The 25,427-nt window shown below is 65.2% G+C and carries 24 protein-coding genes; 13 read left to right on the forward strand and 11 right to left on the reverse strand.

Annotated features, from left to right (window positions below):
• The first annotated feature begins 12 nt into the window (after nucleotides 1–12).
• The 5 genes from rplI to AAGT95_RS10105 all read left to right on the forward strand — a co-directional run bounded on the left by rplI (nucleotide 13) and on the right by AAGT95_RS10105 (nucleotide 4,705).
• Nucleotides 13–459 (forward strand): 50S ribosomal protein L9, encoded by a 447-nt coding sequence (rplI, locus tag AAGT95_RS10085; RefSeq protein ID WP_071231349.1) that lies wholly within the window; start codon nucleotides 13–15, stop codon nucleotides 457–459.
• Nucleotides 460–628: 169 nt separating this feature from the next.
• Nucleotides 629–2,014: a replicative DNA helicase gene (gene dnaB, locus AAGT95_RS10090; protein WP_110602538.1), complete on the forward strand. Its 1,386-nt coding sequence runs from the start codon at nucleotides 629–631 to the stop codon at nucleotides 2,012–2,014.
• Between the two features lie 63 nt (nucleotides 2,015–2,077).
• Nucleotides 2,078–2,371: a hypothetical protein gene (locus AAGT95_RS10095; RefSeq protein ID WP_110602539.1), complete on the forward strand. Its 294-nt coding sequence runs from the start codon at nucleotides 2,078–2,080 to the stop codon at nucleotides 2,369–2,371.
• A gap of 75 nt (nucleotides 2,372–2,446) precedes the next feature.
• Nucleotides 2,447–4,219, forward strand: coding sequence for a bifunctional diguanylate cyclase/phosphodiesterase (locus tag AAGT95_RS10100; RefSeq protein WP_342596391.1), 1,773 nt, complete (start codon nucleotides 2,447–2,449; stop codon nucleotides 4,217–4,219).
• Between the two features lie 183 nt (nucleotides 4,220–4,402).
• Nucleotides 4,403–4,705: a DUF6482 family protein gene (locus AAGT95_RS10105; RefSeq protein ID WP_110602541.1), complete on the forward strand. Its 303-nt coding sequence runs from the start codon at nucleotides 4,403–4,405 to the stop codon at nucleotides 4,703–4,705.
• Between the two features lie 196 nt (nucleotides 4,706–4,901).
• Here the strand turns inward: AAGT95_RS10105 and AAGT95_RS10110 are convergent, their stop codons facing one another.
• Nucleotides 4,902–6,464 carry a cryptochrome/photolyase family protein gene (locus AAGT95_RS10110; protein WP_342596392.1) on the reverse strand — a complete coding sequence of 521 codons (1,563 nt, stop codon included), beginning with the start codon at nucleotides 6,462–6,464 and terminating at the stop codon, nucleotides 4,902–4,904.
• 110 nt (nucleotides 6,465–6,574) lie between these two features.
• Between AAGT95_RS10110 and hemH the strand changes: the two genes are divergently transcribed.
• On the forward strand, nucleotides 6,575–7,558 hold the full coding sequence (gene hemH, locus AAGT95_RS10115; RefSeq protein WP_110602545.1) for a ferrochelatase: 984 nt from the start codon (nucleotides 6,575–6,577) through the stop codon (nucleotides 7,556–7,558).
• A gap of 14 nt (nucleotides 7,559–7,572) precedes the next feature.
• On the opposite strand, the gene AAGT95_RS10120 is transcribed toward hemH, so the two are convergent.
• Genes AAGT95_RS10120 through AAGT95_RS10145 form a run of 6 tightly spaced genes read right to left on the reverse strand, consistent with a single transcriptional unit; the run spans nucleotide 7,573 to nucleotide 13,405 of the window.
• On the reverse strand, nucleotides 7,573–7,965 hold the full coding sequence (locus AAGT95_RS10120; protein WP_198655798.1) for a Na+/H+ antiporter subunit G: 393 nt from the start codon (nucleotides 7,963–7,965) through the stop codon (nucleotides 7,573–7,575).
• 11 nt (nucleotides 7,966–7,976) lie between these two features.
• Nucleotides 7,977–8,246 (reverse strand): K+/H+ antiporter subunit F, encoded by a 270-nt coding sequence (locus tag AAGT95_RS10125; RefSeq protein ID WP_110602547.1) that lies wholly within the window; start codon nucleotides 8,244–8,246, stop codon nucleotides 7,977–7,979.
• Nucleotides 8,243–8,740, reverse strand: coding sequence for a Na+/H+ antiporter subunit E (locus tag AAGT95_RS10130; protein ID WP_110602549.1), 498 nt, complete (start codon nucleotides 8,738–8,740; stop codon nucleotides 8,243–8,245). Before AAGT95_RS10130 ends, AAGT95_RS10125 begins: the two co-directional genes overlap by 4 nt.
• Nucleotides 8,737–10,254 carry a monovalent cation/H+ antiporter subunit D gene (locus AAGT95_RS10135; protein WP_110602551.1) on the reverse strand — a complete coding sequence of 506 codons (1,518 nt, stop codon included), beginning with the start codon at nucleotides 10,252–10,254 and terminating at the stop codon, nucleotides 8,737–8,739. Before AAGT95_RS10135 ends, AAGT95_RS10130 begins: the two co-directional genes overlap by 4 nt.
• Nucleotides 10,251–10,601 carry a Na+/H+ antiporter subunit C gene (locus AAGT95_RS10140; RefSeq protein ID WP_342596393.1) on the reverse strand — a complete coding sequence of 117 codons (351 nt, stop codon included), beginning with the start codon at nucleotides 10,599–10,601 and terminating at the stop codon, nucleotides 10,251–10,253. The genes AAGT95_RS10135 and AAGT95_RS10140 overlap by 4 nt, the downstream gene beginning before the upstream one ends.
• A complete protein-coding gene (locus tag AAGT95_RS10145; protein WP_342596394.1) occupies nucleotides 10,601–13,405 on the reverse strand; it encodes a monovalent cation/H+ antiporter subunit A in 2,805 nt (934 codons plus the stop codon). Before AAGT95_RS10145 ends, AAGT95_RS10140 begins: the two co-directional genes overlap by 1 nt.
• Nucleotides 13,406–14,256: 851 nt before the next feature.
• Between AAGT95_RS10145 and AAGT95_RS10150 the strand changes: the two genes are divergently transcribed.
• The 3 genes from AAGT95_RS10150 (at nucleotide 14,257) to AAGT95_RS10160 (ending at nucleotide 18,563) form a co-directional block, all read left to right on the forward strand.
• On the forward strand, nucleotides 14,257–15,618 hold the full coding sequence (locus AAGT95_RS10150) for a lytic murein transglycosylase (protein ID WP_342596395.1): 1,362 nt from the start codon (nucleotides 14,257–14,259) through the stop codon (nucleotides 15,616–15,618).
• Nucleotides 15,619–15,849: 231 nt separating this feature from the next.
• On the forward strand, nucleotides 15,850–18,114 hold the full coding sequence (gene flhF, locus AAGT95_RS10155; RefSeq protein WP_342596396.1) for a flagellar biosynthesis protein FlhF: 2,265 nt from the start codon (nucleotides 15,850–15,852) through the stop codon (nucleotides 18,112–18,114).
• Nucleotides 18,111–18,563: a hypothetical protein gene (locus AAGT95_RS10160; RefSeq protein WP_342596397.1), complete on the forward strand. Its 453-nt coding sequence runs from the start codon at nucleotides 18,111–18,113 to the stop codon at nucleotides 18,561–18,563. Before flhF ends, AAGT95_RS10160 begins: the two co-directional genes overlap by 4 nt.
• Before the next feature lie 63 nt (nucleotides 18,564–18,626).
• On the opposite strand, the gene AAGT95_RS10165 is transcribed toward AAGT95_RS10160, so the two are convergent.
• Nucleotides 18,627–19,337, reverse strand: coding sequence for a 16S rRNA (uracil(1498)-N(3))-methyltransferase (locus AAGT95_RS10165; protein ID WP_110602560.1), 711 nt, complete (start codon nucleotides 19,335–19,337; stop codon nucleotides 18,627–18,629).
• Nucleotides 19,338–19,486: 149 nt separating this feature from the next.
• On the opposite strand from AAGT95_RS10165, the gene purD reads away from it, so the two are divergent.
• The 4 genes from purD to coq7 all read left to right on the forward strand — a co-directional run bounded on the left by purD (nucleotide 19,487) and on the right by coq7 (nucleotide 22,882).
• A complete protein-coding gene (gene purD, locus AAGT95_RS10170) occupies nucleotides 19,487–20,782 on the forward strand; it encodes a phosphoribosylamine--glycine ligase (RefSeq protein ID WP_110602562.1) in 1,296 nt (431 codons plus the stop codon).
• Between the two features lie 153 nt (nucleotides 20,783–20,935).
• The gene (locus AAGT95_RS10175) at nucleotides 20,936–21,808 is read left to right on the forward strand and encodes a phosphoribulokinase (protein WP_110602564.1); all 873 of its coding nucleotides are present in this window, start codon (nucleotides 20,936–20,938) and stop codon (nucleotides 21,806–21,808) included.
• Between the two features lie 44 nt (nucleotides 21,809–21,852).
• Nucleotides 21,853–22,197 carry a histidine triad nucleotide-binding protein gene (locus tag AAGT95_RS10180; protein WP_110709808.1) on the forward strand — a complete coding sequence of 115 codons (345 nt, stop codon included), beginning with the start codon at nucleotides 21,853–21,855 and terminating at the stop codon, nucleotides 22,195–22,197.
• A 43-nt stretch (nucleotides 22,198–22,240) separates the two neighbouring features.
• Nucleotides 22,241–22,882 (forward strand): 2-polyprenyl-3-methyl-6-methoxy-1,4-benzoquinone monooxygenase, encoded by a 642-nt coding sequence (gene coq7 / locus AAGT95_RS10185; protein WP_110709809.1) that lies wholly within the window; start codon nucleotides 22,241–22,243, stop codon nucleotides 22,880–22,882.
• 142 nt (nucleotides 22,883–23,024) lie between these two features.
• Here the strand turns inward: coq7 and AAGT95_RS10190 are convergent, their stop codons facing one another.
• The 3 genes from AAGT95_RS10190 to AAGT95_RS10200 form a co-directional block, all read right to left on the reverse strand.
• Nucleotides 23,025–23,444 (reverse strand): OsmC family protein, encoded by a 420-nt coding sequence (locus AAGT95_RS10190; protein WP_110602569.1) that lies wholly within the window; start codon nucleotides 23,442–23,444, stop codon nucleotides 23,025–23,027.
• Between the two features lie 96 nt (nucleotides 23,445–23,540).
• Nucleotides 23,541–24,209 (reverse strand): N-acetylmuramate alpha-1-phosphate uridylyltransferase MurU, encoded by a 669-nt coding sequence (murU, locus tag AAGT95_RS10195; protein ID WP_342596398.1) that lies wholly within the window; start codon nucleotides 24,207–24,209, stop codon nucleotides 23,541–23,543.
• A complete protein-coding gene (locus tag AAGT95_RS10200; protein WP_342596399.1) occupies nucleotides 24,206–25,237 on the reverse strand; it encodes an aminoglycoside phosphotransferase family protein in 1,032 nt (343 codons plus the stop codon). Before AAGT95_RS10200 ends, murU begins: the two co-directional genes overlap by 4 nt.
• Between the last annotated feature and the right edge of the window lie 190 nt (nucleotides 25,238–25,427).

Here is a 25,427-nt window from a genome sequence, read left to right on the forward strand (position 1 = left end):
AGGTTCACGAGAATGGAAGTCATTCTGCTCGATAACATCGGCAAGCTGGGCGACCTGGGTGACAAGGTCACCGTCAAGCCCGGATATGGCCGTAATTACCTGGTTCCCTACGGCCTGGCCGTGCCGGCAACCAAAGACAACGTCGAAGCGTTCGAAGCGCAGCGCGCCGAGCTCGAAGCCCAGGCTGCAGAGCGCAAGGCCCAGGCCGAGACTCGCGCGGCACAGCTCGCCGAAATCGAACTGTCTCTGGTCGCGAAAGCGGGCGATGAAGGCAAGCTGTTCGGCTCCATCGGCCCGCGCGATCTGGCCGAAGCCATGGCTCAGGCTGGCATCGAAGTCGCCAAGAGCGAAGTGCGCATGCCGGAAGGCCCGCTTCGCCAGACCGGCGAATACGACATCGCGCTGCAACTGCATGCCGAAGTCACTTCCAGCGTCCGTGTGGTGGTGGTGGCCGAGTAAATCTCGACCGTCGTCGTCGCCGAGACGTCTGGCCGAAGGCACGCAGGGCTCACGCCCTGCGTGCCTTTTTCATGGCCGGGAGGCGTGGCGATGGTGGCTGCCGACTGGGTAGAATGAGCGCCAGACTTTTGCAGCGTGTTCTGCGCGCGACACGGGATGAACGCCAAGCATGAATCAACGCGTCGACAATGATCACGAAACCGCCCAGCTGAAGATGCCGCCCCACTCGCTCGAAGCGGAGCAGTCGGTGCTGGGCGGGTTGATGCTCGACAACAGCAGCTGGGATACGGTGTCGGAGCGGTTGGTCGCGGACGACTTCTATCGTCACGAGCATCGCCTGGCATTCAATGCGATGGCGGAACTGGCCGAGAGCGCGCATCCACTCGATGTCGTCACGCTGTCGGAAGCGCTGGAGCGCCGCGATCAGCTCGAGAGCGTGGGGGGGCTCGCCTACCTGGCGGAGCTGGCCCGCAATACGCCTTCGGCCAGCAACATTCGCGCCTACGCCGATATCGTCCGCGAGCGGGCGACACTGCGGAAACTGATCCAGGCCTCGCGTCAGATCGCCGACAGTGCCTACTCGCCGGAAGGGCGGCCGCCGGACGAGCTGGTCAACGAGGCCGAGCGCCTGGTGTTCCAGATCAGCGAGTCGCGACCTAAGTTCGGTGGGCCGATCGGCATGAGCGACCTGCTGACCAAGGCGGTCGACCGGATCGACGAGCTGTTCAACATGAAGGGGCAGATGACCGGGATCTCGACCGGTTTTCGCGATCTCGACGACATGACCTCGGGTCTGCAACCCTCGGACCTGGTGATCATCGCGGGCCGCCCCTCCATGGGCAAGACCACCTTCGCCATGAATCTGGTCGAGCACGCGGTGGTTTCCAGCGACAAGCCGGTCATCGTGTTCTCGATGGAGATGCCGGCGGAATCGCTGATGCTGCGTATGCTCTCTTCGCTGGGGCGAATCGATCAGACGCGGGTGCGTACCGGCCAGCTCGAGGACGAGGATTGGCCGCGCCTGACCTCGGCGGTCAACCTGCTCAAGGATCGGCAACTTTTCATCGACGATACGCCGGCGCTGTCGCCCAACGAGCTGCGGTCGCGGGTGCGTCGCATCGCCCGCGAGCACGGCAATGTCGGGCTGGTGATGATCGACTATCTACAGCTGATGCAGGTACCGGGGCTGTCCGAGAACCGTACCGCCGAGATTTCGGAGATATCGCGCTCGCTGAAGGGCGTGGCCAAGGAGTTCAACTGCCCGGTGGTTTCGCTCTCTCAGCTCAACCGCTCGCTGGAGCAGCGGCCCAACAAGCGCCCGGTCATGTCCGACTTGCGTGAATCCGGCGCCATCGAGCAGGATGCCGATGTCATCGCCTTCGTCTACCGCGACGAGGTCTACAATTCCGACAATCCGGACAACAAGGGGCTGGCCGAGCTGATCATCGGCAAGCAGCGTAACGGTCCTATCGGTACCGTCCACATGGCTTTCATCGGCAAGTACACGCGATTCGAGGATCTGGCGCCGGATAGCTACGGTCAGCACTACGAGTAAGTCGACGGATAGTGAAGAAGCCGGCGTTGCCGGTGTTTTGGAAAGATATCAAGGAGTCGAATCATGGCAGGTGGATTTCAGCGGGGGCGTCGTCAGCGGGTTCCCAAGATCGAGGTGCGTGGCCAGTTGGAAAAGCTGGAGCGTGAAGGCCCTTTCAAGGAGTGGCTGGGCATGCCCGATCTCTACCGCCATTGGCTCACGGTCGATGGCGAACTCTATAGTTATCAGACGGAAGATGCCGAACTGCCGGTTGCCATCGGCGACCGCGTGGTGTTTCGCTACAAGGAGGCGAAGGCGGGCAGGTGGATCGACCGCAACTCTCTGGGCAAGGCGATCGATCCTTCCGCTTATCAGTAGTCGCTGCCATGACGATGCGGGATTGTATCTTTATGTGTCATGACGGTGTCATGATGTTTCGCTTTTATGGCGTTCATGAACCCACCCTCCGCTTCCCTCGGCAGCCCTTCTCTCGACGAGATCGTCGCCCGTCGTGATCTGAGCGTTCATTTCCAGCCGATCGTTGCCGTCACGACCGGACATATTCTGGCGTACGAGGCGTTGTCTCGCGGTCCACGGGACTCGCCCTACGCCAATCCGATCCCGATGTTCCGGGCGGCCCGCGAGCGCGGCCTGCTTGCCGCGCTTGAGCGCGGATGCCGGGAGCGGGCGATCAAGCGTTGGGTGGATACCGGCCTCGGCGAGCTTCTGTTCCTCAACGCCAGTCCGGAAGTCCTGATCGACCCTGAAGATCTCGGCGGCCAGACGCTGGCGCTTCTTCACCAGCACGGTCTCTCGCCCGACCGCATCGTCATCGAGATCACCGAACAGTCGCCGGGGATCGATTGCGAGCTGATGGCCGAGGCTGCCCGCCATTATCAGTCTATGGGGTTCTCCATCGCGCTGGACGACCTGGGAGACGGCTACGCCGGTCTGCGACTCTGGTCCCAGCTCGATCCCGACTACGTCAAGCTGGATCGCCACTTCGTCAGTCGCCTCGACGAGAACCCCGTCAAGCGCCGGTTCGTTCGCTCCATCATCGACATCGCGCACAGCATGGATAGCCGTGTCATCGCGGAGGGCGTGGAGCGGGAGGGGGAGCTGGATACCCTGCTCGAGCTGGGGGCGGATTATTGCCAGGGGTGGTTGTTCGCGCGCCCCGATGCCGCTCCCCACCGGGTACGCGAGGCTCTCGAAGCCCGACTGGTGTCACTGGCTGCCAACCATCGCCCGCCCACCGCCGCGACAGAGATCCGGCGCCTCAGTGTGCCGCTGCCCGCGCTGGACGCCGCTCTCTGCGTGGCGGAGGCGTCCGAGCGATTCAGCCGTCTGCCCCATGCCAACGCGTTGGCGGTCGTCGATGGCCGGAGTCGACCGATCGGCATCCTGGGGCGCCAGCAACTGATGGCGCTGCTCGGCAAACGCTTCGGCTTCGATCTTCACGGCCGTCAGCCGGTCACCAAGGTGATGCGGACCCAGGCGCTCTGCGTGGAGGCCCACGAGCCTCTGGAGCGGGTCTCGCGCAAGGTGACTGGGCGCGAGGAGGCATCCCGCGACGAGGATTTCGTCATCACCGACGGTGGCCGCTATCTGGGTATGGGGCACGTCATCAACCTGCTGCAACTGTTCACCGAGCAGCAGGTCCAGTTGGCGCGCCAGGCCAATCCGTTGACCCAACTGCCAGGCAACCGCCCCATCAGGTTGGCGTTGGAACACTATCAGCGCCAGGCCCGGGGTTTCGTCGCCTGCTATCTGGATCTGGACAACTTCAAGCCCTTCAATGACCGGTTTGGTTACGCCCTGGGGGATCGAGTGATTCTCGCGCTGGCGAGCCTGGTGAGAAGCGAACTGGGGAGGGAGGACTTTCTGGGCCATCTTGGCGGCGACGATTTCATACTGCTGCTGAATGACGGGAAGGATCTCCACCGTCGGCTGGCCGGCATACAACGCCGCTTCAGCAGGGAGAGCCAAGCGCTGGTGCCCGCAGACGCCAGAGCGGAAGGTGGCTTTCATGCCAAAGATCGCTACGATCAATGGCGTTTTTTCCCGCTGGTCCGGCTGTCGATCATTGCGCTTCGCGTCGGTGCCGAGGCCATGGTCGATAGCTTCGGCGATCTCTGGAGCCACTTCAAGCCGGCGGCCAAGCGTGCCGCCAACGGTCGAATCGTGGTGACGCTGGACCGCCGTTCGGCAGGTGTCCGGGGGTGAACGATCGGCGTGTCTTGGCGTCTTAGGATCTGTTCACACTCTCCACGCGACTCGCGGCGTAGGGTGTGAACAGGCCCTGGTCACAGTTTTGTCACATCCGAGTGTCAGGGTGTCGCGACGGGATGGCAAGGAGCGTCTCCCGATCCAGAACACGATTCCATCAACGACCCACAGGAGGGAACCATGGAACTCAAGGAGCTAGCGCACTATCAACGACATCACGAGAACTTCGAGATCCGCGTCATCGCCCATGCCGGCAGCCGCTACTATCAAGTCATGCTGGAGCCGGAAGACGGTACCACGCAGGCCTTGACCCGGCGCGGCAAGCCGATGCTGTTTCGCGCTCTCGACGATGTCTACGGCGAACTGAAACAGGCCGGCATCCACCGCGCCTATCTGGTCCAGCAGGTTGCCAACGACGAGATCGTCGGCCACGAGCCCCATTATCACGATCCGCTGCTGTCGCGGATGCCGCTGGTCTTCTGATCCCGGATCGACGGTCTCCAGGACTCCAATCCGACCTATTTTCCATTCACCAACCTGATTTCCCTCCGGCGAGTCCCGCAGTGACTTGCCATGGTCTGGAGGGAATACTGTTTCTCTTCTCTCTTCTCTCTTCTCTCTTCTCTCTTCTCTCGTTTACACCGATGCCGGGCTGCCAGGCTACGTGGACCTGCCGTCGTCAGTGCCGCCGATAGCCTTCTGCGTGATCACCTTGGCCGTAGGGCGCCTCGAAGTGGATCGAACGCAGGAATCGCTCTGCCTGGTCGAGGATGGCCGCTCGCTTGTCTTCCTGCATCCGACCCCAGCTTCCGTAGATCAGTTTCATGCGGTGGTTGCCCCGTAGACGCTCGCGATGCCGCTCCAGAAAGTGCCAGTACAAGCTGTTGAAGGGGCAAGCGCCCTCGCCGGTGACCTGCTTGACGTCGTAGCGGCACTGGCGGCAGTGATCCGACATGCGGTCGATGTACTTTCCCGACGCGCAGTAGGGCTTGGAGCCGAGATAGCCCCCGTCGGCGTAGAGGGTCATGCCCAGCGTGTTGGGCAGCTCGACCCATTCGAAGGCGTCGACGTAGACCGCCAGATACCAGTCGCAGAGTGCCGCCGGGGCGACCCCGCAAAGCAGCGCGAAGTTGCCGGTGATCATCAGGCGCTGGATATGGTGGGCATAGGCGTTATCGCGGGTCATCTCCAGGGCGCGTCGGACGCAGCGCAGATCGGTGTCGGCGGTCCAGTAGAAATCGGGCAGCCCACGCCGTGCGTCGAGCCGGTTCGCGCGCTTGTAGTGCGGCATGCGTTGCCAGTAGATGCCGCGGACGTACTCACGCCAGCCCAGGATCTGGCGCACGAAGCCCTCCACGGCGTTGATGGGTGCCTCCTCGCGCCGCCAGGCCTCCACGGCGGCATCGCAGACCTCTCGGGGCGAGAGCAGGCCGATGTTCAGCGACGCCGAGAGTCGCGAGTGAAACAGCCACGGGTCCGCGTCGCTGATGGCGTCCTGGTAGGTGCCGAAGTCCGGTAGCGCGTGGGCGACGAAATGGCGCAGGTCGCCCAATGCCTGGCGTCGCGTCACCGCCCAGTTGAAGCCATCCAGGGTGCCGAAATGGTCGCCGAACTGCGCTTCGACCAGCGCCTGGACCTCGCGGGTGATAGCGTCCCGACGATGACGTGGCGGCTCAGGGAACTGAAGGCCGCTATCGACGGGTCGCCGGTTGTCGTGATCGAAGTTCCACTGACCGCCGGCCGGTTCGTCCTCCTCCATCAGCAATCCGGTCCGCTTGCGCATCTGGCGGTAGAAATCTTCCATCCGAAAGCGTCTGCGCCCCTCCAGCCATTCGCCGAACTCGGCGATGGAGCAGTAGAAGCGGGTATCGTCGTAGAGTCGCCAGCGCGTGCCCCGACGCTGGATACGCTCCAGCAGCCGCCATTCGCCGGGATGTGTCACCCGGATTTCGTCGCAGCCATAGGCGTCGGCGAGTCGCTCGGCTTCCTGCAGAAGATCCTGGCGGTTGTCGTCGTCGTCGAGCCGGCTGTAGTGGACCTGATACCCTTTGTCGCGCAGGGTATCGGCGAAGTGGCGCATCGCCGACAATATCAACACGATCTTCTGGGGGTGGTGAGGGACATATTCCCCTTCCGCCTTGACCTCGCAGAGAGCGACGACGGCATCGGCCGGGGCGTTGGCGAGGAGTTCCAGCTCCTCGCACAACTGATCACCCAGAATCAGGATCAGCGGACGCGACATTAAGTTATCCATAAATTATACACATTGTATTGATCGTATAAGATGATCGGGTAAGTACAAGCGACGTTGGTAGAATTTCATCAAAAGATGGCAGGGAAAGGAGTGGTGCTATGGCGGCCCGTTACGGAGTGCTGCTGGTCAATCTGGGAACGCCTGAGGCGCCCACGGCCAAGGCCGTGAGGGAATATCTCGGGGAGTTCCTCGGCGACCCCCGGGTCATCGATGCGCCACGCTGGCTGTGGTGGCCGATTCTGCATGGCGTCATCCTGCGAATTCGCCCGCCCAAGGTCGCCAAGGCCTATGCCTCGGTCTGGCAGGAGGAGGGGTCACCGCTGCTGGCGATCGGACGGCGCCAGCAGCGCGCGTTGAGGGAGTCGCTGGCTATCCGCAGCGGTGAGTCCATCCCGGTGGAGCTGGCGATGACCTACGGCAAGCCGAGCATGGAGGAGGCCGGGCTCAAGCTGCGTGAAGCCGGCGTCGGGCGCATCCTGGTGGTGCCGCTCTATCCCCAGTTTTCGCGTACCACGACCGGCGCGGTGTTCCAGCGCCTGGCCAAGGCGCTGGAACCCTGTCCGCACCTGCCGGAGCTGCGCTTCGTGCGCGACTATCACGACCACCCGGACTATATCGCGGCGCTGGCGGCCAGCGTCCGCCAGCACTGGGAGGCCAATGGCGACCGGGGGCGGCTGTTGATGTCCTATCACGGCATTCCCAGGCGCTACGTCGACAACGGCGATCCCTATGCCAGGCACTGCGAGACGACGAGTCGGCTATTGGCCGAGGAGTTGGGGCTCGGCGAAGGGGAGTGGTTTCAGAGTTATCAGTCGCGGTTCGGCCGCGAGGAGTGGCTCAAACCCTACACTGACGAGACGCTCAAGGCCTGGGGCGCGGACAAGACCGAGTGCGTCGATGTTATCAGCCCGGCCTTTGCGGCCGACTGTCTGGAGACCCTGGAAGAGATCGATGCCGAGAACCGTCACTACTTCCAGCAGGCCGGGGGCGGGCGATATCGGTACATCCCGGCGCTCAATGAACGTCCGGAGCACGTCACCCTGCTGACCCATCTGGTCGAGCAGCACACCGCCGGCTGGTAATGCCGGCGGCGCTCCTAGGGCAGCGGTGAGTTGCCCTGGGGGGCTTCCTCGATGGTGTGTCTGGGCTTGTCGCTCTCCAGCTCCACCGGATTGCCGCGGGTGCGGGGATCCGGCTTCAGTTTGTGGTGCAGTGCGCTCTTGGCCAGCATGTGGGCCGATACCGGTGCGGTGATAAAGGCGAAGATGGTGATCAGCAGTTCCTGGATGACCGGCCCGTCTTCCCGGCTGAAGTAGATCAGCGAGCCGATCAGGGTGAAGCCGACACCCAGTGTCGTCGTCTTGGAAGGGCCGTGGAGACGCATGTAGAAATCCTTGAGATGCGTCAGACCCAGCGAGCCGATGAAGGCGAATGCGCCACCGGCAATGAGCATGAAGGCGACCGCGCCCTCGATAATCGTATCCAGCATCGTCACGCCTCCTATTCGATGATGTCGCCGCGCAGCAGGTACTTGCAGATGGCGATGGTGCTGACGAAGCCCAGCATCGCGATCAGCAGCGCCGCCTCGAAGTAGTCCTTGTTGTTGACCCAGATACCGAACAGTACGATCAGTGCGATCGAGTTCATGTACATGGTGTCCACCGCCAGCACGCGATCTGGCAGACTCGGTCCGACCACGGCGCGATAGAAGTTGAGTACGATGGCGGCGCAGAACAACGCCAGCGCGATCCACAGGGCCATGTCGATCATGATTCGAAGATCTCCAGCAGGGGGCGCTCGTAGCGCTGGTGAATTTCGTCGATCAACGCCTTGGTGTCCGCCACGTCCAGCGCGTGGATGAGCAGCGTCCTGCCGTCGAGCCGCAGGTGGGCGGAGACGGTTCCCGGCGTCATGGTGATGGTGCTGGCCAGGATGGTGATCGGAAAATTCTCCTTCAGCGTGAGCGGGTACTCGACGAAGGCCGGTCGCATCCGGCCCCGGGGGTCGAGAATCAACTTCGAGACCTGGATGTTGGCGGTCACGATATCGCCCAGCACGCGGAAGAAGTAGCCCAGCAGTTTCAGAGGGCGCTTGATGGTCGGCTGGCGCTCCCAGAAAGGTCGGCAGACCACCGGGATCAGAATCGCCAGCACGCCGCCGAGGAGCCACTGCCCCAGCGCGACGCTCTCCTGCAGCAGCAGCCACACCACCAGCAGCAGTAGTGATAACACCGGCATTGGCAGCCAGCGAGTGGGAGGAATCATGAGTCACCTCCGGCGACGTTGCCAGACAGGACCGCCTCGGCATAGGCGTCGTGATCGAGCAGTTGAGTGGCGCTGGCATCGGTGAACCGCGTGACCGGGCCGGCGAGAATCGACAGTGCCGGTGACGCGCCGAGCAGCAGGATCAGTCCCGCCAGCATCGCCGGCTTCAATCTGGGGCCGTCGCTGTCACCGCGCCCCGCCTTCCAGAACACGGTCGAGCCGCTACGCGCCATGGCGACGAGTCCGGCCAGGCTCGACAGCAGCAGCAGCGACCACAGCCAGGGTTGCTCGCTCGGCAGCGCGGCATTCAGCAGCAGCGCCTTGCCGATGGCGCCGGACAGCGGCGGCAGGCCGATCACCGTGACCGCACCGACGAAGTAGAACAGTCCCAGCAGGGCCGGTTGGGTCACGCCGCGGCCGGGAACGATCCGCGCGCCAGCCTTGCCGCGCTGCTCGCCGATCGCATCGGCCAGCAGGAACAGGCCGCCGCTGACCAGGGTGGTATGGATCATGTAGTAGAGCACGGCCGCGAGGGGCGCCTCACGATTCATGCTGACCCCGACCAGCAGGGTGCCGACCGAAATCAGGATCAGATAGGCCACCTGGTTGCGCAGGTCGCGGGCCGATAGCACGCCAAGGCCGCCGAGGGCGAGTGTCGCCAAGGCGAACCACCACAGCCAGGGTTGAACGAAATTGGCCAGCTCGCCGGCCCCGCCGCCGAAGATCAGCGTGTAGACCCTCAGGATCGCGTAGATGCCCACCTTGGTCATGATCGCGAACAGCGCCGCTACCGGCGCCGGCGCGCTGCTGTAGGCGCGCGGCAGCCAGAAATAGAGCGGCAGGATCGCGGCCTTGAGACCGAACACCACCAGCAGCAGGAACGCGCCCGCCTTGATCAGACCGAGCCGGTCGGGATCGAGCGCAGCGACCTTCTGCGACATGTCCGCCATGTTGAGCGTGCCGGTGGTGCCGTAGAGCACGCCGAGCGCGATCAGGAACATCGCCGAGCCGGCCAGGTTCAGCGCCACGTAGTGGAAGCCGGCCTGGGTTCGATCCTTGCCACCGCCATGCATCAGCAGCGAGTAGGAGGCGATCAGCAACACTTCGAAGAATACGAACAGATTGAACATGTCGCCGGTCAGGAAAGCACCGTTGATCCCCATCAACTGCAGCTGGAACAGGCCGTGGAAATTGCTGCCCTTGCGGTCGTCGCCGGCGCAGGCGTAAGCGACGCTGCCCAGGGCCAGGAAGGCTGTCAGGCAGACCATCAGCGCCGAGAGTCGATCGAGCACCAGCACGATGCCGAAAGGTGGCTGCCAGTCGCCCAGCGCGTAGTAGGTGATCTCTCCGCTATCGCTCTGGATCACCAGCACGACGCTGATCACCAGCAGTGCCGCGGTGCTGGCCAAGGCGATCGCCCGTCGAGGCAGCACGATCGAGTCTCGTTTGACCAGCATCAGCAGTCCGCTCAGCAGCGGCAGGAGGACCGGAAGCACGATCAGGTGATGCATCATGACTTCCCCTCCTTCGGCTCTTCGCCGCGCTGGTCGTTGACCTGGTCGCTACCCTGGTCGCCGCGCACGCGCATCGCCAGGATCACCGAGAATGCGGTCATGGCAAAGCCGATCACGATGGCGGTCAGGACCAGGGCCTGGGGGAGCGGGTCGGCGTAGTGGGTGACGCCTTCGCGAATGACCGCCGCCCCGTTGGTGGTGAGCCCGCCGGTGGAGAACAGGAACAGGTTGACCGCATAGGAGAGCAGGGTCAGTCCCACGACCACGGGAAAGGTGCGGCCCCGCAACGCCAGGTAGAGACCACTGGCGGCCAGGAAACCGGTTACGGTGGCGTAGAGCGCTTCCATCAGACGGTCTCCTTTTCGTTCTCTTTGCTGGGCCGGTGTCGCGTGGTCAGTTTGCCCAGGTTGGCCAGAATCATCAGCGTGGCGCCCACGACCGTCAGGTAGACCCCGAGATCGAACAGCATCGCCGTGGCCAGCTCGATCTCGCCGATAAACGGAATCGAGAAATGGCCGAAGGCGGAGGTCAGGAAGTTGTGGCCGAACAGCCAGCTGCCGAGGCCGGTCAGGGTGGCGATGGCGACGCCCGTCACGGCGATGGGCTGGTACTGGAAGGAGAGGCGCTGCTGGGCCCAGTCCACGCCACGGGCGATGTAGAGGAGAATCAGCGCGACCGCCGTCACCAGGCCGGCGATGAAGCCGCCGCCGGGTTCGTTGTGACCCCGCAGGAAGATGAATACCGACACTAGCAGCGCCAGCGGCAGCAGGGTCTGTGACACCGTGGCCAGCAGCATCGGGTGCAGGTCCTTGGACCAGGGGCGGCCTTCGCTGTCGCTCGATGGCATGAACAGGCGTAGGCGATTGAGCAGCTTGTAGATGCCGATGGCGGCGATGCAGAGCACGGTGATCTCGCCCAGGGTATCGAATCCGCGGAAGTCGACCAGGATGACGTTGACCACGTTGTGCCCGCCACCGCCGCTGACGCTGTTGTCGAGGAAGAAGCCGGAGATGCTGTCCAGCGGCCTTGTCAGCAGGGCGTAGTTGAGGCTCGCCACCACGCCACCGAAACCGGCCGCCAGCAGCACGTCCCTCACCACGCGTGCGCCGGTGGACTCCTTGGGCGTGCGCTGGGGCAGGAAGAACAGAGCCAGCATCAGCAGGATCACGGTCACCACTTCGACCGCCAGCTGCGTCAGCGCGAGATCGGGGGCGGAGAAGCGGGCGAACGCCAACGACACCATCAGTCCGACGACCGACAGCATCATCAGCGAGACCAGCCGGCGGCGGTGGAGCACGGCGGTACCCAGGCCCGCCAGGATCGTGATGCCAGCGCCGGCGAGCAGCAGGCCGTCGAGCGGCTGCGGCTGGCGCGAGCCCTGCAACTGGTCCAGGTCCAGCAGTCCGCTGCCGGTGAGGAACAGCACCGCCACGATCAGCCATAGCATGTAGCGCTGCAGCGAGCCGTTCTCGAGCCGGTCGATGGCGATCTGGGTCCATTGCAGCAGGCGGCGCACGCTGTGCTCGAAGATCATCAGCGCGTTGCGTTGCGGGAACTGGCGCTGGAAGCTGAACAGATTGCGGCGCACGGCGTAGATGCCGACCCCGCCGGCCAGCGCGATGGCGCTCATCAGCAGTGGCAGGTTGAAGCCGTGCCAGATCGACAGATGAAGCTCTGGCCTCGGCGCCAGGATCGTGGCCTGGGCGGCGGCATCCAGCACTCCCGACACGATCACTGCGGGTATCAGCCCGATGACGACGCACAGACCGACCAGCAGCAGCATGGGCAGGCGCATCGGAAACGGCGCTTCATGCGGCGCCTTGGGCAGCTCCTTCGCTTCCGGGCCGAAGAAGACATTCCGGATCAGGCGCAGCGAATAGGCCACCGATAGTATGCTGCCGAGCGTCGCCAGCACCGGGATCAGCCAGGCCAGGCCGCCCAGCAGGCTGCTCTCCAGTGTCTCGGTCAGCATCATCTCTTTGGAGATGAAACCGTTGAGCAGCGGCACCCCCGCCATGGAGGCCGCGGCCAGGCCCGACAGCGCCGCCGTCATCGGCATGCTGTGGCGCAACCCGCTCAGCTTGCGGATGTCCCGCGTGCCGGTCTCGTGATCGATGATCCCGGAGGACATGAACAGTGCCGCCTTGAACATCGCGTGATTGATGATGTGGAAGAGCCCCGCCACCACGGCCAGCTTGCTGTCCAGCCCGAACAGCATGGTGATCAGACCCAGGTGACTCACGGTGGAGAACGCCAGCACGCCCTTGAGGTCGTATTTGAGCAGCGCGAAGTAGGCGGCGTAGATCATCGTCACCAGCCCGGTGAGGGTGACGATGTAGAGCCACAACTGGGAGCCGGCCAGCGCCGGGTGCAGGCGGGCGAGCAGGAACACGCCGGCCTTGACCATGGTGGCGGAGTGCAGGAACGCCGAAACCGGCGTCGGTGCGGCCATCGCATGGGGAAGCCAGAAGTGGAAAGGGAACTGCGCCGATTTGGTGAACGCGCCGAGCAGTACCAGCAGCAGCGCCGGCAGATAGCGCGGGTCGGCCTGGATCAGCTCGCGGCTGTCGAGCACCGTCTGCAGGTCGAAGGTACCGACGATATGGCCGATCAGCAGGAAGCCGGCCAGCATCGCCAACCCGCCCATGCCGGTGACCGCCAGGGCCATGCGCGCGCCGCGACGTGCCTCGCTCTGTCGATACCAGTAGCCGATCAGCAAGAACGACGACAGGCTGGTCAGTTCCCAGAACACCCACAGCAGCAACAGGTTGTCGGCCATCACGATGCCGATCATGGAGGTCATGAACAGCATCAGGTAGGCGTAGAAGCGCGGCATGCTGTCCTCGGGCGACAGGTAGTAGCGCGAGTAGAGAATGATCAGCAGGCCGATGCCCAGAATCAACAGCAGGAACAGCAGCGAGAGGCCGTCGAGACGGAAGGCCAGATCGAGGCCCAGCTGCGGCACCCAGCTCATGCTGGAGTGGTACACCTCACCCGCAATCACGCCCGGAGCATGGGCGATCACGATGCCCAGCGCGATCGCGGGAAGCAGGGCGGTGGACCAGGCATTGAGATTGCGTTGCCGGTTACTGCTCAGCAAGGGTATGAGGCTGCCCAGAAGCGGCAGCAGAACGATCAGCGGCAGTGACATGAAGTTGTCGCTCTATTCTTGGATCAGGGAGGCCCGTTTCTCGATCTGCCTCATGGTGGCAGCCGGTCCGTTCGAGCTTCGTTTCTCGCCCGTCGCAATCGATCCGCGCCCCTAGCTCGCCTCAGTGTAAGCGATGTTGCCAGTCGCACGAGGCGTGCGTCTTGGGGATGGTCGAAGTCGGGGCGATGATGTCCTTCTCCGCGCGAGATGGGGCGGGTGGCCCACTGCGGACAAGCGGCGATGGCGGTATCCATGGTCTCATGGCGTGCCAGTCGCCAGGTCAGAGTCGCTGGGGCGGATCGGTCAGATAAGGACGACGGGCGCCGCGGGGTGCCAGCATCCAGGCAGGGGTCCGGCCACCAGGTGTGATCGTGCCAGCGATGGATGGCGGTGTCTGGGCACCGATACGAGTCGGGGCACCAATACGACAGGTCGCGCATGTCAGCGAAAGCTGGCTAGGCATGTGGCCCGGCATGGTGTCTCTCCTCCCTTCAGGAAACGCCTGGTCATGGTTCGCTGAGCGCGAAATTATTGAAAATATTAGTAAATTATGGAAACCAAATGGTGGCGTTGGTCCGACTTTACCACGCCGATATACACCTAGCCATAGGGGGCGATGGATGGTGGCTGCCCCGGCGCGGGTAACCTGGAGCCTCCAATCTGGCTTCGACGAAGGCGCGAAACGTCGGGGGCCGGCGCCGCTTTCCGGCCCTCGCGCAGGGCGCGTTGTCATCGGCTGCAGGTCACTTCCCCGGGCGACGGGATACGCTACACTGCGGTGCAATCCGCCAGCGCAACCGCATCGGCGTCCAGCGTCTCCTGGAACCACTTCAGCATAAGGATATGTCTCCGTGAAGCGTTCACTACCGGTCAAGGCTCCCGCCGCACTCTCGCTCTGCCTCTCGCTGGCGCTGCTGGGGTGTCAGAGCGTCGCCGATACCCATACTGCGTCGAAAGGTCGCGCCAGCGAAACGATCGCCTCCAGCGCTCCCCAGAAGACGACATCGAGCCCGTCCGACTCCCGGGCGGCGACCGAGGAGACCGACAACGGTTCCGGTGCCGCCGCCACGGATGCCGGGGTTGTGCAGGATCCGGCCGGATTCGACGCCTGGGTCGACCAGTTCCGGCAGCGGGCGGCCGCCGAGGGGATCGATCAGGCGACGCTGGCCGAAGCGTTCGATCGGGCCAGTTACCAGCCCCGCATTCTCGAGTACGACCGTTCCCAGCCCGAGTTCACCCGCCAGATCTGGAGCTATCTCGACAGCGCCGTCTCGGCGTCGCGCGTCTCCAATGGTCGTGAGCGCCTTGCCGCCAACCGGGCCACGGTGGATGAGGTCAACCGGCAATACGGCGTTCCCGGGGAAATCATCGTTGCCATCTGGGGGATCGAGAGCAACTACGGCAGCAACTTCGGCGACTTCGAGACCATCGATGCGCTCTCGACGCTGGGTTTCGACGGACGACGTCAGTCGTTTGCGCAGGGCGAGCTGATGGCGGCCCTCAAGATACTGCAGAATGGCGATATCGACCGGGATCACATGCGAGGCTCCTGGGCGGGGGCGATGGGACATACCCAGTTCATCCCGAGCAGCTTCCTGGCCTATGCGGTCGACGAGGACGGTGATGGTCGCCGGGATATCTGGGGCAGCATTCCCGACGTGATGGCGTCGACGGCCAACTACCTCGATGCATCCGGTTGGCAGCGCGGGCAACCCTGGGGCGTCGAGGTCACGTTGCCGGACGGCTTCGACTACTCCCAGACCGAGCTGTCGGTGCGTCACCCGAGTCAGGCATGGCAGGCCCAGGGGGTGAAGCGCCTCGACGGCCAGCCGCTGCCGGACTTCGATCAGGCTTCGGTGATCGCTCCGGCGGGCGCCCAGGGGCCGGCATTTCTGGTCGGGCCCAACTTTCGCGTGATCATGCGCTACAACGCCTCGACCAGCTACGCGCTGGCCGTCGCCACGCTGTCGGACCGGCTGGCCGGACGCCCGGGGATCCAGGGTGAATGGCCGCGTGACGAACCGGCGCTCTCGCGTGATCGCATCCGTCGCATGCAGCAGGGGCTCAACGCCCACGGCTTCGATGTAGGCACGCCGGATGGTCTGGTCGGTCCCAACACCCGCGCCGGCCTGCGGGCCTACCAGCGCAGCATCGGCGTGGTCCCCGACGGCTATCCGACGCAATCCCTGATCCAGCGCCTGACCAGCGGCTGACCCCACCTCGGTGCGCGGCGGGGGCTCTTTCCGCGTCGCGCGCTCGCTCGCGGCCATCCCCGGTGGATCGCGCTCGCGTGTCATCTCGATATCGCCCAGCCTCGGAATTGGCACCGATTTGACCGCCATTCCCGGCCATGCCCGGTGTCCGGTGGCTGGCAGACTGTGACCGCGAATCTTTAGTGGCGGTCGGCGACTTCTGGCGGACTGCCCCGAACCATCGAGGAAGTCATGGGCGTCCAACGTTTCATAGCCAGTAACAGCCGCGAGGCCATGCGTCAGGTGAGATCGGCACTGGGGGATCAGGTGCTGATCCTCTCCAATCGTGCGGTCGAAGGGGGTGTCGAGATCATCGCCATGCCGGAGCAGGCCCATGAGCAGGCGCTGGCCGGTCTCGAGCCGCAAGCGAGTCCCGCGGCGACCGCCGTGCCGGAGCCTGCCGCCACGCCCACGGTAGAGACGCTCGAGGCGCTCAACCGCCGGTTGCTGGATGACGTGCGCGCGCTGCTGCGCGACAACGCCTCATCCCCGCGGACCGATTCTCCGTCGCTCACGGCCTCGTTGCGCCGACGCCTGATGCAGGCGGGGTTCAGCGCATCGCTGGCCGATGACATTCTCCAGGACCCGCCGGAGGAGCTGCGCGAGGAGACGCCTGAATCTCCCCTCGTGGAAGCCTGGCTGCTGCGCCAGCTGCGCTCGCGGCTGGCCTGGCTGGAGGACGAGGACGCGCTGTTCGCCGAGGGCGGGGTGTTCGCGCTGGTCGGTCCCACCGGCGTCGGCAAGACCACCACCACGGCCAAGCTGGCCTCTCGCTACGTGATGCGCCACGGACCCAAGGACGTGGCCCTGGTGACCACGGACAGCTACCGCATCGGCGCCGCGGAGCAGTTGCGAATCTACGCCAGGCTACTGGGAACCGAGGTCTACGCGCTCGAGGAGGATGGCGACCTGGGGGAGCTGGTCGCCAGACTGACGCAGCCGCGTCGCGCCTTGCTGTCACGCAGCGCGGGGAAAAAGCTGACGGTGATCGATACCGTCGGCATGAGTCAGCGCGACCAGCGGCTGGTGGGGGAGATCTCTCGCCTGGCCGAGGGGCCCGCGCCGGCAAGGCGCGTACTCGTGCTCAACGCCGCCAGCCACGGCGATACCCTGGCGCAGGTCATCGAAGCCTGGCAGCAGGCGTCGCTGGATGCCGGGGCGCCGCTGTGGGGCTGCATCCTGACCAAGCTCGACGAGGCGGCGCGACTGGGCAGCGTGCTCGATGTGGTCATGCGGCATCGTCTCAAGCTCTGTTACGTCTCCCGCGGTCAACGCGTGCCGGAGGATCTCGAGCGAGTGGAGGCCGATGCGCTGCTCGCCGAAGCGCTGTCGCTGGCGGGCGAGTCGCCCTTCGACGAGCTTCGGGAAACGGAGGCGCTGCCACTGCCGCGGGCCCGCCAGCAGGCGCTCTCCCGCGGTGTGCTGCGTCAGGGCGGCGCACTGGAGACGACGCTCGCTACCTTGAGGCAGCACAACCTGGGCATGGCGTTGCTCGAACAGGTCTGGCAGCGCGCCAATCGCGTCGGGGCCGCCGCCGGCGATTTTGCGCGACTCATGGACGACATGACTCAGCAGCGGCTGGTGGCCTCCAGCCGGAGTGCCCATGCGCTGTACTGGTCCAAGAGTGGCAATGTCAGCGGTGGCGACCGGGCGATGCCGCTGGTCTCGCTGGATCATCACGGCATGCCGCAGCCGCTGGCCTGGCCGCGCCACCGGCTGCCGGCCGGCCAGCGCGGTCAGCTGGAGTGGGCGCGGCCGCTCGGCGTCGGCTGGCACCTGTTCGCGCAGCTGCCGAATGTCGCCGAGCTCGAGGATCTCGATAGCCAGGGGCAGGGCTGGCTGGCATCGGTGACGGGAAGCCGCCGCTTGCGTCACGCTGGCGAATGGCTGGCGCTATCCCAGGCGATGGCGCTCGGAGAGAAGGTGGGCCAATGGCCGGTGCGCCATCAGGGCCGCGCGGCGGACCTTCATGTGACACGACTGGAGACGAGCCTCAGCCAGCGTCGCCAGGATCCTCACGCGCTGCCGGTCGTGGCCTGGCATGGCGAAGTCCGCGATCGTGACGACGGCCGCCGGTTGGCGAGCCGTTACTGGCTCGGCACGGCACAAGCCGGGTTCGATGCCGCCTCGCGGCTGCCATCGGCACTTGCCGGCGATGCCCTGCCCGGCATGACGCGGCAGGCGGATCGGATTCTGGTCGATCGCGGCCTGGTGACCCACGACAGCGAGCAGCGCTGGCACCTGGCCGCGATGCTGGCAGCGCTGGCGCTACGGCTGAGCGAAGAGGAGCAGGCCTGGGCGATGGATGTCCGGGCCAGCTTGTCGGGGATTGCCCAGCGTCGCTGTGGACGGCGTCCCAAGGCGCTGCTGGAGGCGCTCATGGATACGCTGAGCGCGCATGCCGCGCTGGCGCGGGCGGGAGTGGTCACGTCTGCCGATGTGGCCGTGGCGGCGTGAGCGACCAGGCGGCCGGCTTGCGCGCCCGGCTGAGCCCCGCTGCGGTCCCCCTGCGGGTATTGGGCGAGCCGGGGGGCGATGCGCTGGGGCGGGCACTGGCCACGCTGCCCGCCCCGGAAGGCAGAACCTGGCTGGCGCTGGGAGAGCACGAAGCGGGGATCTCTCCGGTCGGATGGTTGCTGTGGGTGGATACGACAAGGCTCGACGTGGCGGATCTCTATCGGCGGCTCAAGCTGGCGGTTCCCGCCGGCCGCCCCCGGGTACCCGTGCTGTGCTGGTTGCACGACTCCCGTGGCGGCACCTTCTTCCCGGCGCTGGACGAAGAGAGCGCTCGCCTGCTCGATAATCTCGGCGTCACCGCGGCCCGGTTTCTCGGTATCGAACTGATTCGCGATCCCACGAGCTGGCTGAGCCGATCTTCATCGAAGGTTCGGGCATCGGCGGGTTGATGCCGCTCGCCATCGAGTCGGTGGCGCCATGGGCACGACTATCCGAAGGGGAGGATCATCGCCTCAGAAGAGTCGCGCGAGCAGCGCGGTAACGGCGGTTTCCACGCGCAGAATGCGCTCTCCCAGATGAATCCCCTCGAAGCCCAGCTCGAGGAACCTTTCGACCTCGTAATCGACGAAGCCGCCTTCCGGGCCGATCGCCAGCAGCGTCGGCTCGGTGATGGCGCGAGGGCAGGCCTGGGCCAGTCCGGGGTGCGCCAGCAGCCCACGCCGGCCCTCGAGCAGGGCTGGCAGCCGATCTTCCACGAACGGTCTGAAACGGGTCTCCAGCGTGATCTCCGGCAGCCGGGTATCGCGGGCCTGTTCCAGTCCGAGCAGCAAGTGCTGGCGGATCTTCTCCGGCTTCAGTTCGGGGGATTGCCAGTAGCTCTTCTCGACACGCCGGGTATGCATCAAGGTCACGCGTTTCACCCCGAGTGCCGAGACGTGCTCCAGCGTCCTCGCCAGCATCCGCGGGCGGGGCAGTGCCAGCAGCAGATGGACCGGCAGCGGCGCCGGTGGCTCGCGGTCGAGGGTGACCCGGAATCGCGCTTCGCCGTCGCTCAACGCGAGCAGTTCCCCGCGGCCCATCAGGCCATCCAGGGCGCCCACGGTCAGGCTGTCGCCGGGTGTGGCGCGGTGGACGTCGACGAGGTGACGCAGGCGGCGCGGATCACGGACGGTGGCGTGAGTGTCGTCCAGCCACTCGTCGGGCTGCAGCAGAATCAGGTTCATGAGGTAGCGGGTCGGCGCATCGTGACGGAGGATCGGGCAGGGCGATCATTCTGCCTGAAGCCGGGGAGCCTGAACACAGCGGCGAGCGCCTGGCCTTTCTGACATAATGCGCCCATGCATTCAGTCACAGTTCCAGAAGAAGGCTAGCGATGAAGGTTCTGATCATTGGCGGGGGCGGGCGCGAACATGCGCTGGCATGGAAAGTGGCGCAATCGCCACAGGTCGAGACGGTATTCGTGGCGCCGGGGAATGCCGGCACCGCGCGGGAGCCCGGTCTGACCAACGTGGCCATCGACGTCATGGAGAGCGAGGCGCTGATCGCCTTCGCCCGCGACAACGCCGTCGAGTTGACGATCGTCGGTCCGGAAGCCCCGCTCGTCGCCGGCGTCGTCGACGCTTTCCAGGCGGCCGGACTGGCGATCTTCGGCCCGAGCGAGGGCGCCGCCCAGCTCGAGGGCTCCAAGGCGTTCACCAAGGACTTCCTGGCGCGCCATGCGATCCCTTCCGCCGACTATCAAACCTTCAGCGACGTCACGCCCGCCCTGGCCTATCTCGAGCAGATGGGCGCACCGATCGTGATCAAGGCCGATGGCCTGGCGGCGGGCAAGGGCGTGGTCGTGGCGATGACCGAAGCCGAAGCCGAAGCGGCGATTCGCGACATGCTCGAAGACAACGCCTTTGGCGACGCCGGGGCGCGGGTCGTGATCGAGGAGTTTCTCGACGGCGAGGAAGCGAGCTTCATCGTCATGGTCGACGGCGAGCACGTGCTGCCGATGGCCACCAGCCAGGACCACAAGCGGGCGGGCGATGGCGACACCGGCCCCAACACCGGCGGCATGGGCGCCTACTCGCCGGCCCCCGTGGTCACCGAAAGCGTCTACCGGCGCATCATGGACGAGGTGATTCTGCCCACCGTCCGTGGCATGGCCAGCGAGGGGCATCCCTACACCGGTTTTCTCTATGCCGGGCTGATGATCGACGCCGAGGGCGCCCCCAAGGTGATCGAGTACAACTGCCGCTTCGGCGACCCGGAAACCCAGCCGATCCTGATGCGCTTGAAAAGCGATCTGGTGGCGCTGTGCCAGGCGGCGCTCGCGCGCCAGCTCGATCAGGTCGAGTGCGAGTGGGATTCGCGCGCCGCCGTCGGCGTGGTGCTGGCGGCGGAGGGGTATCCCGGCAGCTACCGCAAGGGTGACGAGATCACCGGGCTCGAGGCGGCGGACGCGGCCGGCTGCAAGGTCTTCCACGCCGGCACCCGCATGAGCGACGATGGTCGCGTCGTCACCAGCGGTGGGCGCGTGCTATGTGTTACCGCTCTCGGCGAGACGGTCGGCGCCGCGGCGGCACAGGCCTACGCCGGTCTCGACGTGGTGCGCTGGCCCGGCGCCGAGTACCGGCGCGATATCGCTTATCGCGCCATCGCCCGAGAGCGTCAGCCGTCGTGAAAAACCGGTCGCTCTAGCAACAAGGAAAATCCGCCATGCAGCAAGTGAGGCATCGATCAACGATCGGAGAGCGACTCGAACGCGCGAGTCGCCGCGGCATTGTGGCGGGTCTCTGCGCTAGCCGGTCGAGCGTGCTGAATGACGAGGTTCTGCATGTCGCGTGAATTTCCGATCATTGCGGTGACAGGCTCCTCCGGCGCGGGGACCACCACGGTCAAGCGTACCTTCGAGCGGATGTTCGCTCGCGAGGACGTACATGCCGCGTTCATCGACGGTGATGCCTTCCATCGCTACTCGCGGGCGGAACTGGCGCAGATCCTGCAGGTCGAGCCGGAACGCAAGGCGGAGCTGTCCCACTTCTCGGTCAATGCCAACCTGCTCGACCGTCTCGATGCGCTGTTCCAGGAGTACGGCGAGAACGGCAAGGGCACCTATCGCCACTACATTCATGCCGAGGACAAGCGCATGATCGAGGCGGGCTGGCAGGTCGGGACCTTCACCGACTGGCAGCCGATCCCCAGCGGCACGGACCTGATGCTCTACGAGGGGCTGCATGGCGGCCTGGTGACCCACGAGGTCGACATCGCCAGGCACGTCGACATGCTGATCGGGGTGGCACCGACGATCAATCTCGAATGGCTGCAGAAGATCGACCGCGATACCAAGCTGCGCGGCTACTCCCAGGAGGCGGTCATCGACACCATCCTGGGGCGCATGCACGACTACGTGCGCTACATCCAGCCCCAGCTGTCGCGCACGCACATCAATTTCCAGCGCGTACCGACGGTCGATACCTCGAATCCCTTCGAGCTGCAGGACGTGCCCAACGATGGCGAATCGTTCGTGGTCATCCGGTTCCGGGATCCGGCGGCCGTCGACTTCCCCTACCTGGTCACCATGATTCATGATGCCTTCATGAGCCGACCCAACACGCTGGTCGTCCCGGGGGCGCGCCTGTCGCTGGCGATGGACCTGATCCTCGCGCCCCAGGTGCGCCAACTGCTGGCCCAGCGTCGCTTCCGCTGAGCCCGGCCGCCGCCCTATCCTTTACGCCGACATCAGGAGCTCTCATGGAACCGACACTCTTCAGCAAGATCATCGATCGCGAGATACCGGCGGATATCGTCTACGAGGATGACGAGGTGCTCGCCTTCAACGATATCGATCCGAAGGCACCCACGCACATCCTGATCATTCCGAAGAAGCCCATCGCCACCTTGAATGACATCGAGGAGGGTGATCTGGCCCTGATCGGCCGATTGCAGTACACCGCCGCCAAGCTGGCCAAGGAGCTCGGGTTCGCCGAGGAGGGCTATCGCGTGGTGATGAACTGCAACGAGGCGGGCGGGCAATCGGTCTATCATATCCACATGCACTTGCTGGGCGGGCGTCGCATGCAGTGGCCGCCAGGCTGACAACCGGTCTGCTCGTCCGAGTGGCGTCAACAAGGAGGTTCCGATGACTCGCAAGATTTCCCGCGCCGACAACCTGATCCACCAGTTCGATACGGTGCTGCGCACGCTGGTGCCCAGGGCGGCCCAGCCGAGCCGGCCGTCGCCGGCCAACGTCCAGCCGGCTGGCGCGCTCGACGACGAGCAGCGCCATCACGTGGCGGGGCTGATGCGGATCAACCACACCGGTGAGGTCTGCGCCCAGGCGCTCTACCAGGGCCAGGGGCTGACGGCCAAGCTGACCGAAACCCGCGAGCGCATGGAAGAGGCGGCCGCGGAGGAGATCGATCATCTGGCCTGGTGCGATCAGCGACTGCAGGAGCTCGACAGCCGTACCAGCTATCTCAATCCGGCGTTCTACGCGGCTTCGTTCGGGTTGGGCGCGGTGGCCGGGGCGATCGGCGACCGGCTCAGCCTCGGATTCGTCGCCGCCACGGAAGAGCAGGTGGGGCGGCATCTCGAGGCCCATCTGCGCAAGCTGCCGATCGATGACAAGCGCTCGCGGGCGGTGCTCGAGCAGATGCGCATCGACGAGGCGCAGCACGAACGCTGGGCGCTGGAGTCCGGCGGCAGTCGCTTCCCGCTACCGGTGAAATGGGGCATGCGGCTGATGTCGAAGGTGATGACCAAGAGCGTCTATCGGATCTGAGCTGCGGGCTACGGGCTACGGGCTACGGGCTACGGGCTACGGGCTACGGGCTACGGGCTACGAAAAAAGCCAGCGACAGAGGTCGCTGGCTTTTTTCTTTACGGCAAAATCGCGGGCGCAGACGGGGTGTCGCGGCTCGCGCTCAGGCCTCGACGATCTCGTAGTCGTGGGTGATCTCCACCCCGCCTTTGCTCAGCATCAGTGACGCGCTGCAGTATTTCTCGGCGGAAAGGTCGACGGCGCGCTTGACCACGGCGTCCTTCAAACCCTTGCCGGTGACGACGAAGTGGACGTGGATCTTGGTGAAGACGCTGGGGGTGCCGTCGAAGCGCTCGGCTTCCAGCGTGGCGACGCAATCGGTGACCTCGGCGCGGGCCTTCTCGAGGATCTGGATCACGTCGAACGAGGTGCAGCCGCCCAGACCCATCAGCACCATCTCCATGGGTCTCGGCCCGGTGTTGCGGCCACCGTGATCCGGGTTGCCGTCGATGACGACGCTATGGCCGCTGCCGGATTCGGTGACGAACTGGCGGCCGTCGGTCCATTTGACTGTGGCTTTCATGGCAAGGATTCCTTACTGGGATTCGTCGTTGAATCGTTCGGTTGTCGATGGCGGCAGGATAACACTCCCGGCAAGTGCTGGTGGTGTCCGGGTTCTTCATCCCTGCGTGAGTCGTGCTTCCAGCTCGGCCAGGCGCTGCGGCGTGCCGACATCGACCCAGTCGCCGCGGTGGTGCCAGCCACCGACACGGCCCGCCTGCATCGCGTCGATCAGCAGTGGTGCCAGCTTGATGGCCGCTCCAGCCGGCAGGTCGGCGACCAGCTCGGGGCGCACGACACCGAGACCGGCATAGATCAACCGCGGCTCGCCATCGACGTGCAGCCGGCCCTGGGCGTCGAGATGGAAGTCGCCCCGCCGGTGGAAGTCGGTCGTATCCACCATCACCAGCGAGGCGAGGTCGTCATTGGCGAGCGCGAGGCGTGCGAGCGGAAAATCCGTCCAGACGTCGCCGTTGAGCAGGATGAACGGTGCTTCGCCCAGTAGTGGCAGCGCCTGACGCAATCCGCCCGCGGTTTCCAACGGCGTCCGTTCGACGCTGAATTGAAGCGAGACGCCATAGCGCTCGCCGTCGCCGAGGGCGTCGATGATCTGCTGGCCGCGATAGCTGACGTTGATCACGATGTCGTGGATGCCTGCCGTTGCCAGCCGCTCGAGGTGATGCACGATCAGCGGTTTGCCGGCGACCGTCAGCAGCGGCTTGGGACAGTGGTCGGTGAGCGGACGCATGCGGGTGCCGAGGCCGGCGGCGAGAATCATCGCTTTCATGACGAGGCACCCCGGTCGAGGTTGGCGTGGTGCTCGGCCAGGCGTGCTTCCATCGCCGGGCGATAGCTTTCGCGCAGCCAGCGGTGGAAATCGCCGAGGGCGGGCAGTGCCGTCAGCCCCTCGTCGAGATGCCCGTAGAAATGGGGCAGCCAGTCGAGATAGCGGGGTTTGCCGTCGCGCAGAAAGAGGCGACAGAATTGGCCCAGAATCTTGAGCTGACGCTGGGCGCCGATCGCCTCGACACCGGCCCGGAACGTCTCGGCGTCCAGATCGGCGTCGATCCGCCCCGCGGCGAGACAGCGCTGGCGAAAATCCTCGATCCAGAGGTCCATCTCCTGGCGTGACCAGTGGTGATAGCGACCTCGCAGCAGGGAGATCAGATCGTAGCCAAGAGGCCCGGCCAGCGCGCCCTGAAAGTCGATGATCCAGAGCCGCTCCCGATGGATCATCAGGTTCATGGCGTCGAAGTCGCGGTGTACGGCGACGGTGGGGAGCCTGGCGATATGAGCGAGCAGGTGGCGCTTGACCTCGGGCCACTGCGGTGGTGTCCCGATCTCGAGCCAGCGGGTCAGGCCCCAGTCGGGGAAGCGGTCCATCTCCTCCTCGAGGAAGTCGGCGGTGTAGTGGGGCAGCGGGGCGACCGGCGCGAGTCGTTCGACCTCGTCGAGCAGCGCCAGTGCCTGCGATGTCCCCTGGCGTGCGCCGGACTCGGTCTCGAAGTGGTGGTGAAGGCTGTCGTTGCCGAGGTCGTCGAGCTCGATGAATCCCGACTCCAGGTCGACGGCGTGCAGTCGAGGTACCGGCAGGCCGGCCTCGCGCCATTCGCGGCCGATGGTCACGAATGGCCGGCTGTCCTCCAGCGCCGGCGGCGCATCCATGACGATCCGTGTCGCACCGTCCGGGAAGGTGACGCGACAGTAGCCACGAAGGCTGGCGTCGCCAGCCACCGTTTCCAGCCGGCAGGCCTCCGGTGACAGGTGATGCTGGGCGGCGATCCAGTGGCGAAGAGCATCCAGGCGCAGGGTCATGCAGGCTTCCGCTGATAATGAGAGAGCGTGGCGGCGCACTGCCGATGACAGCGCTTGCCGCGAGTTGACGGGCCGGAACTGGCACCGCATGCTGGGCGCTAATCCGGAATCGCCGCGCCAATTTTCACGCTGTCGAGCGGTGCGCCAGGAGCGCGATAGGGTAGCATCCGGCGGCCAGCGATCAATGCCG

It is taken from the genome of Salinicola lusitanus, assembly GCF_038648475.1.
GTDB lineage: Bacteria > Pseudomonadota > Gammaproteobacteria > Pseudomonadales > Halomonadaceae > Salinicola > Salinicola lusitanus.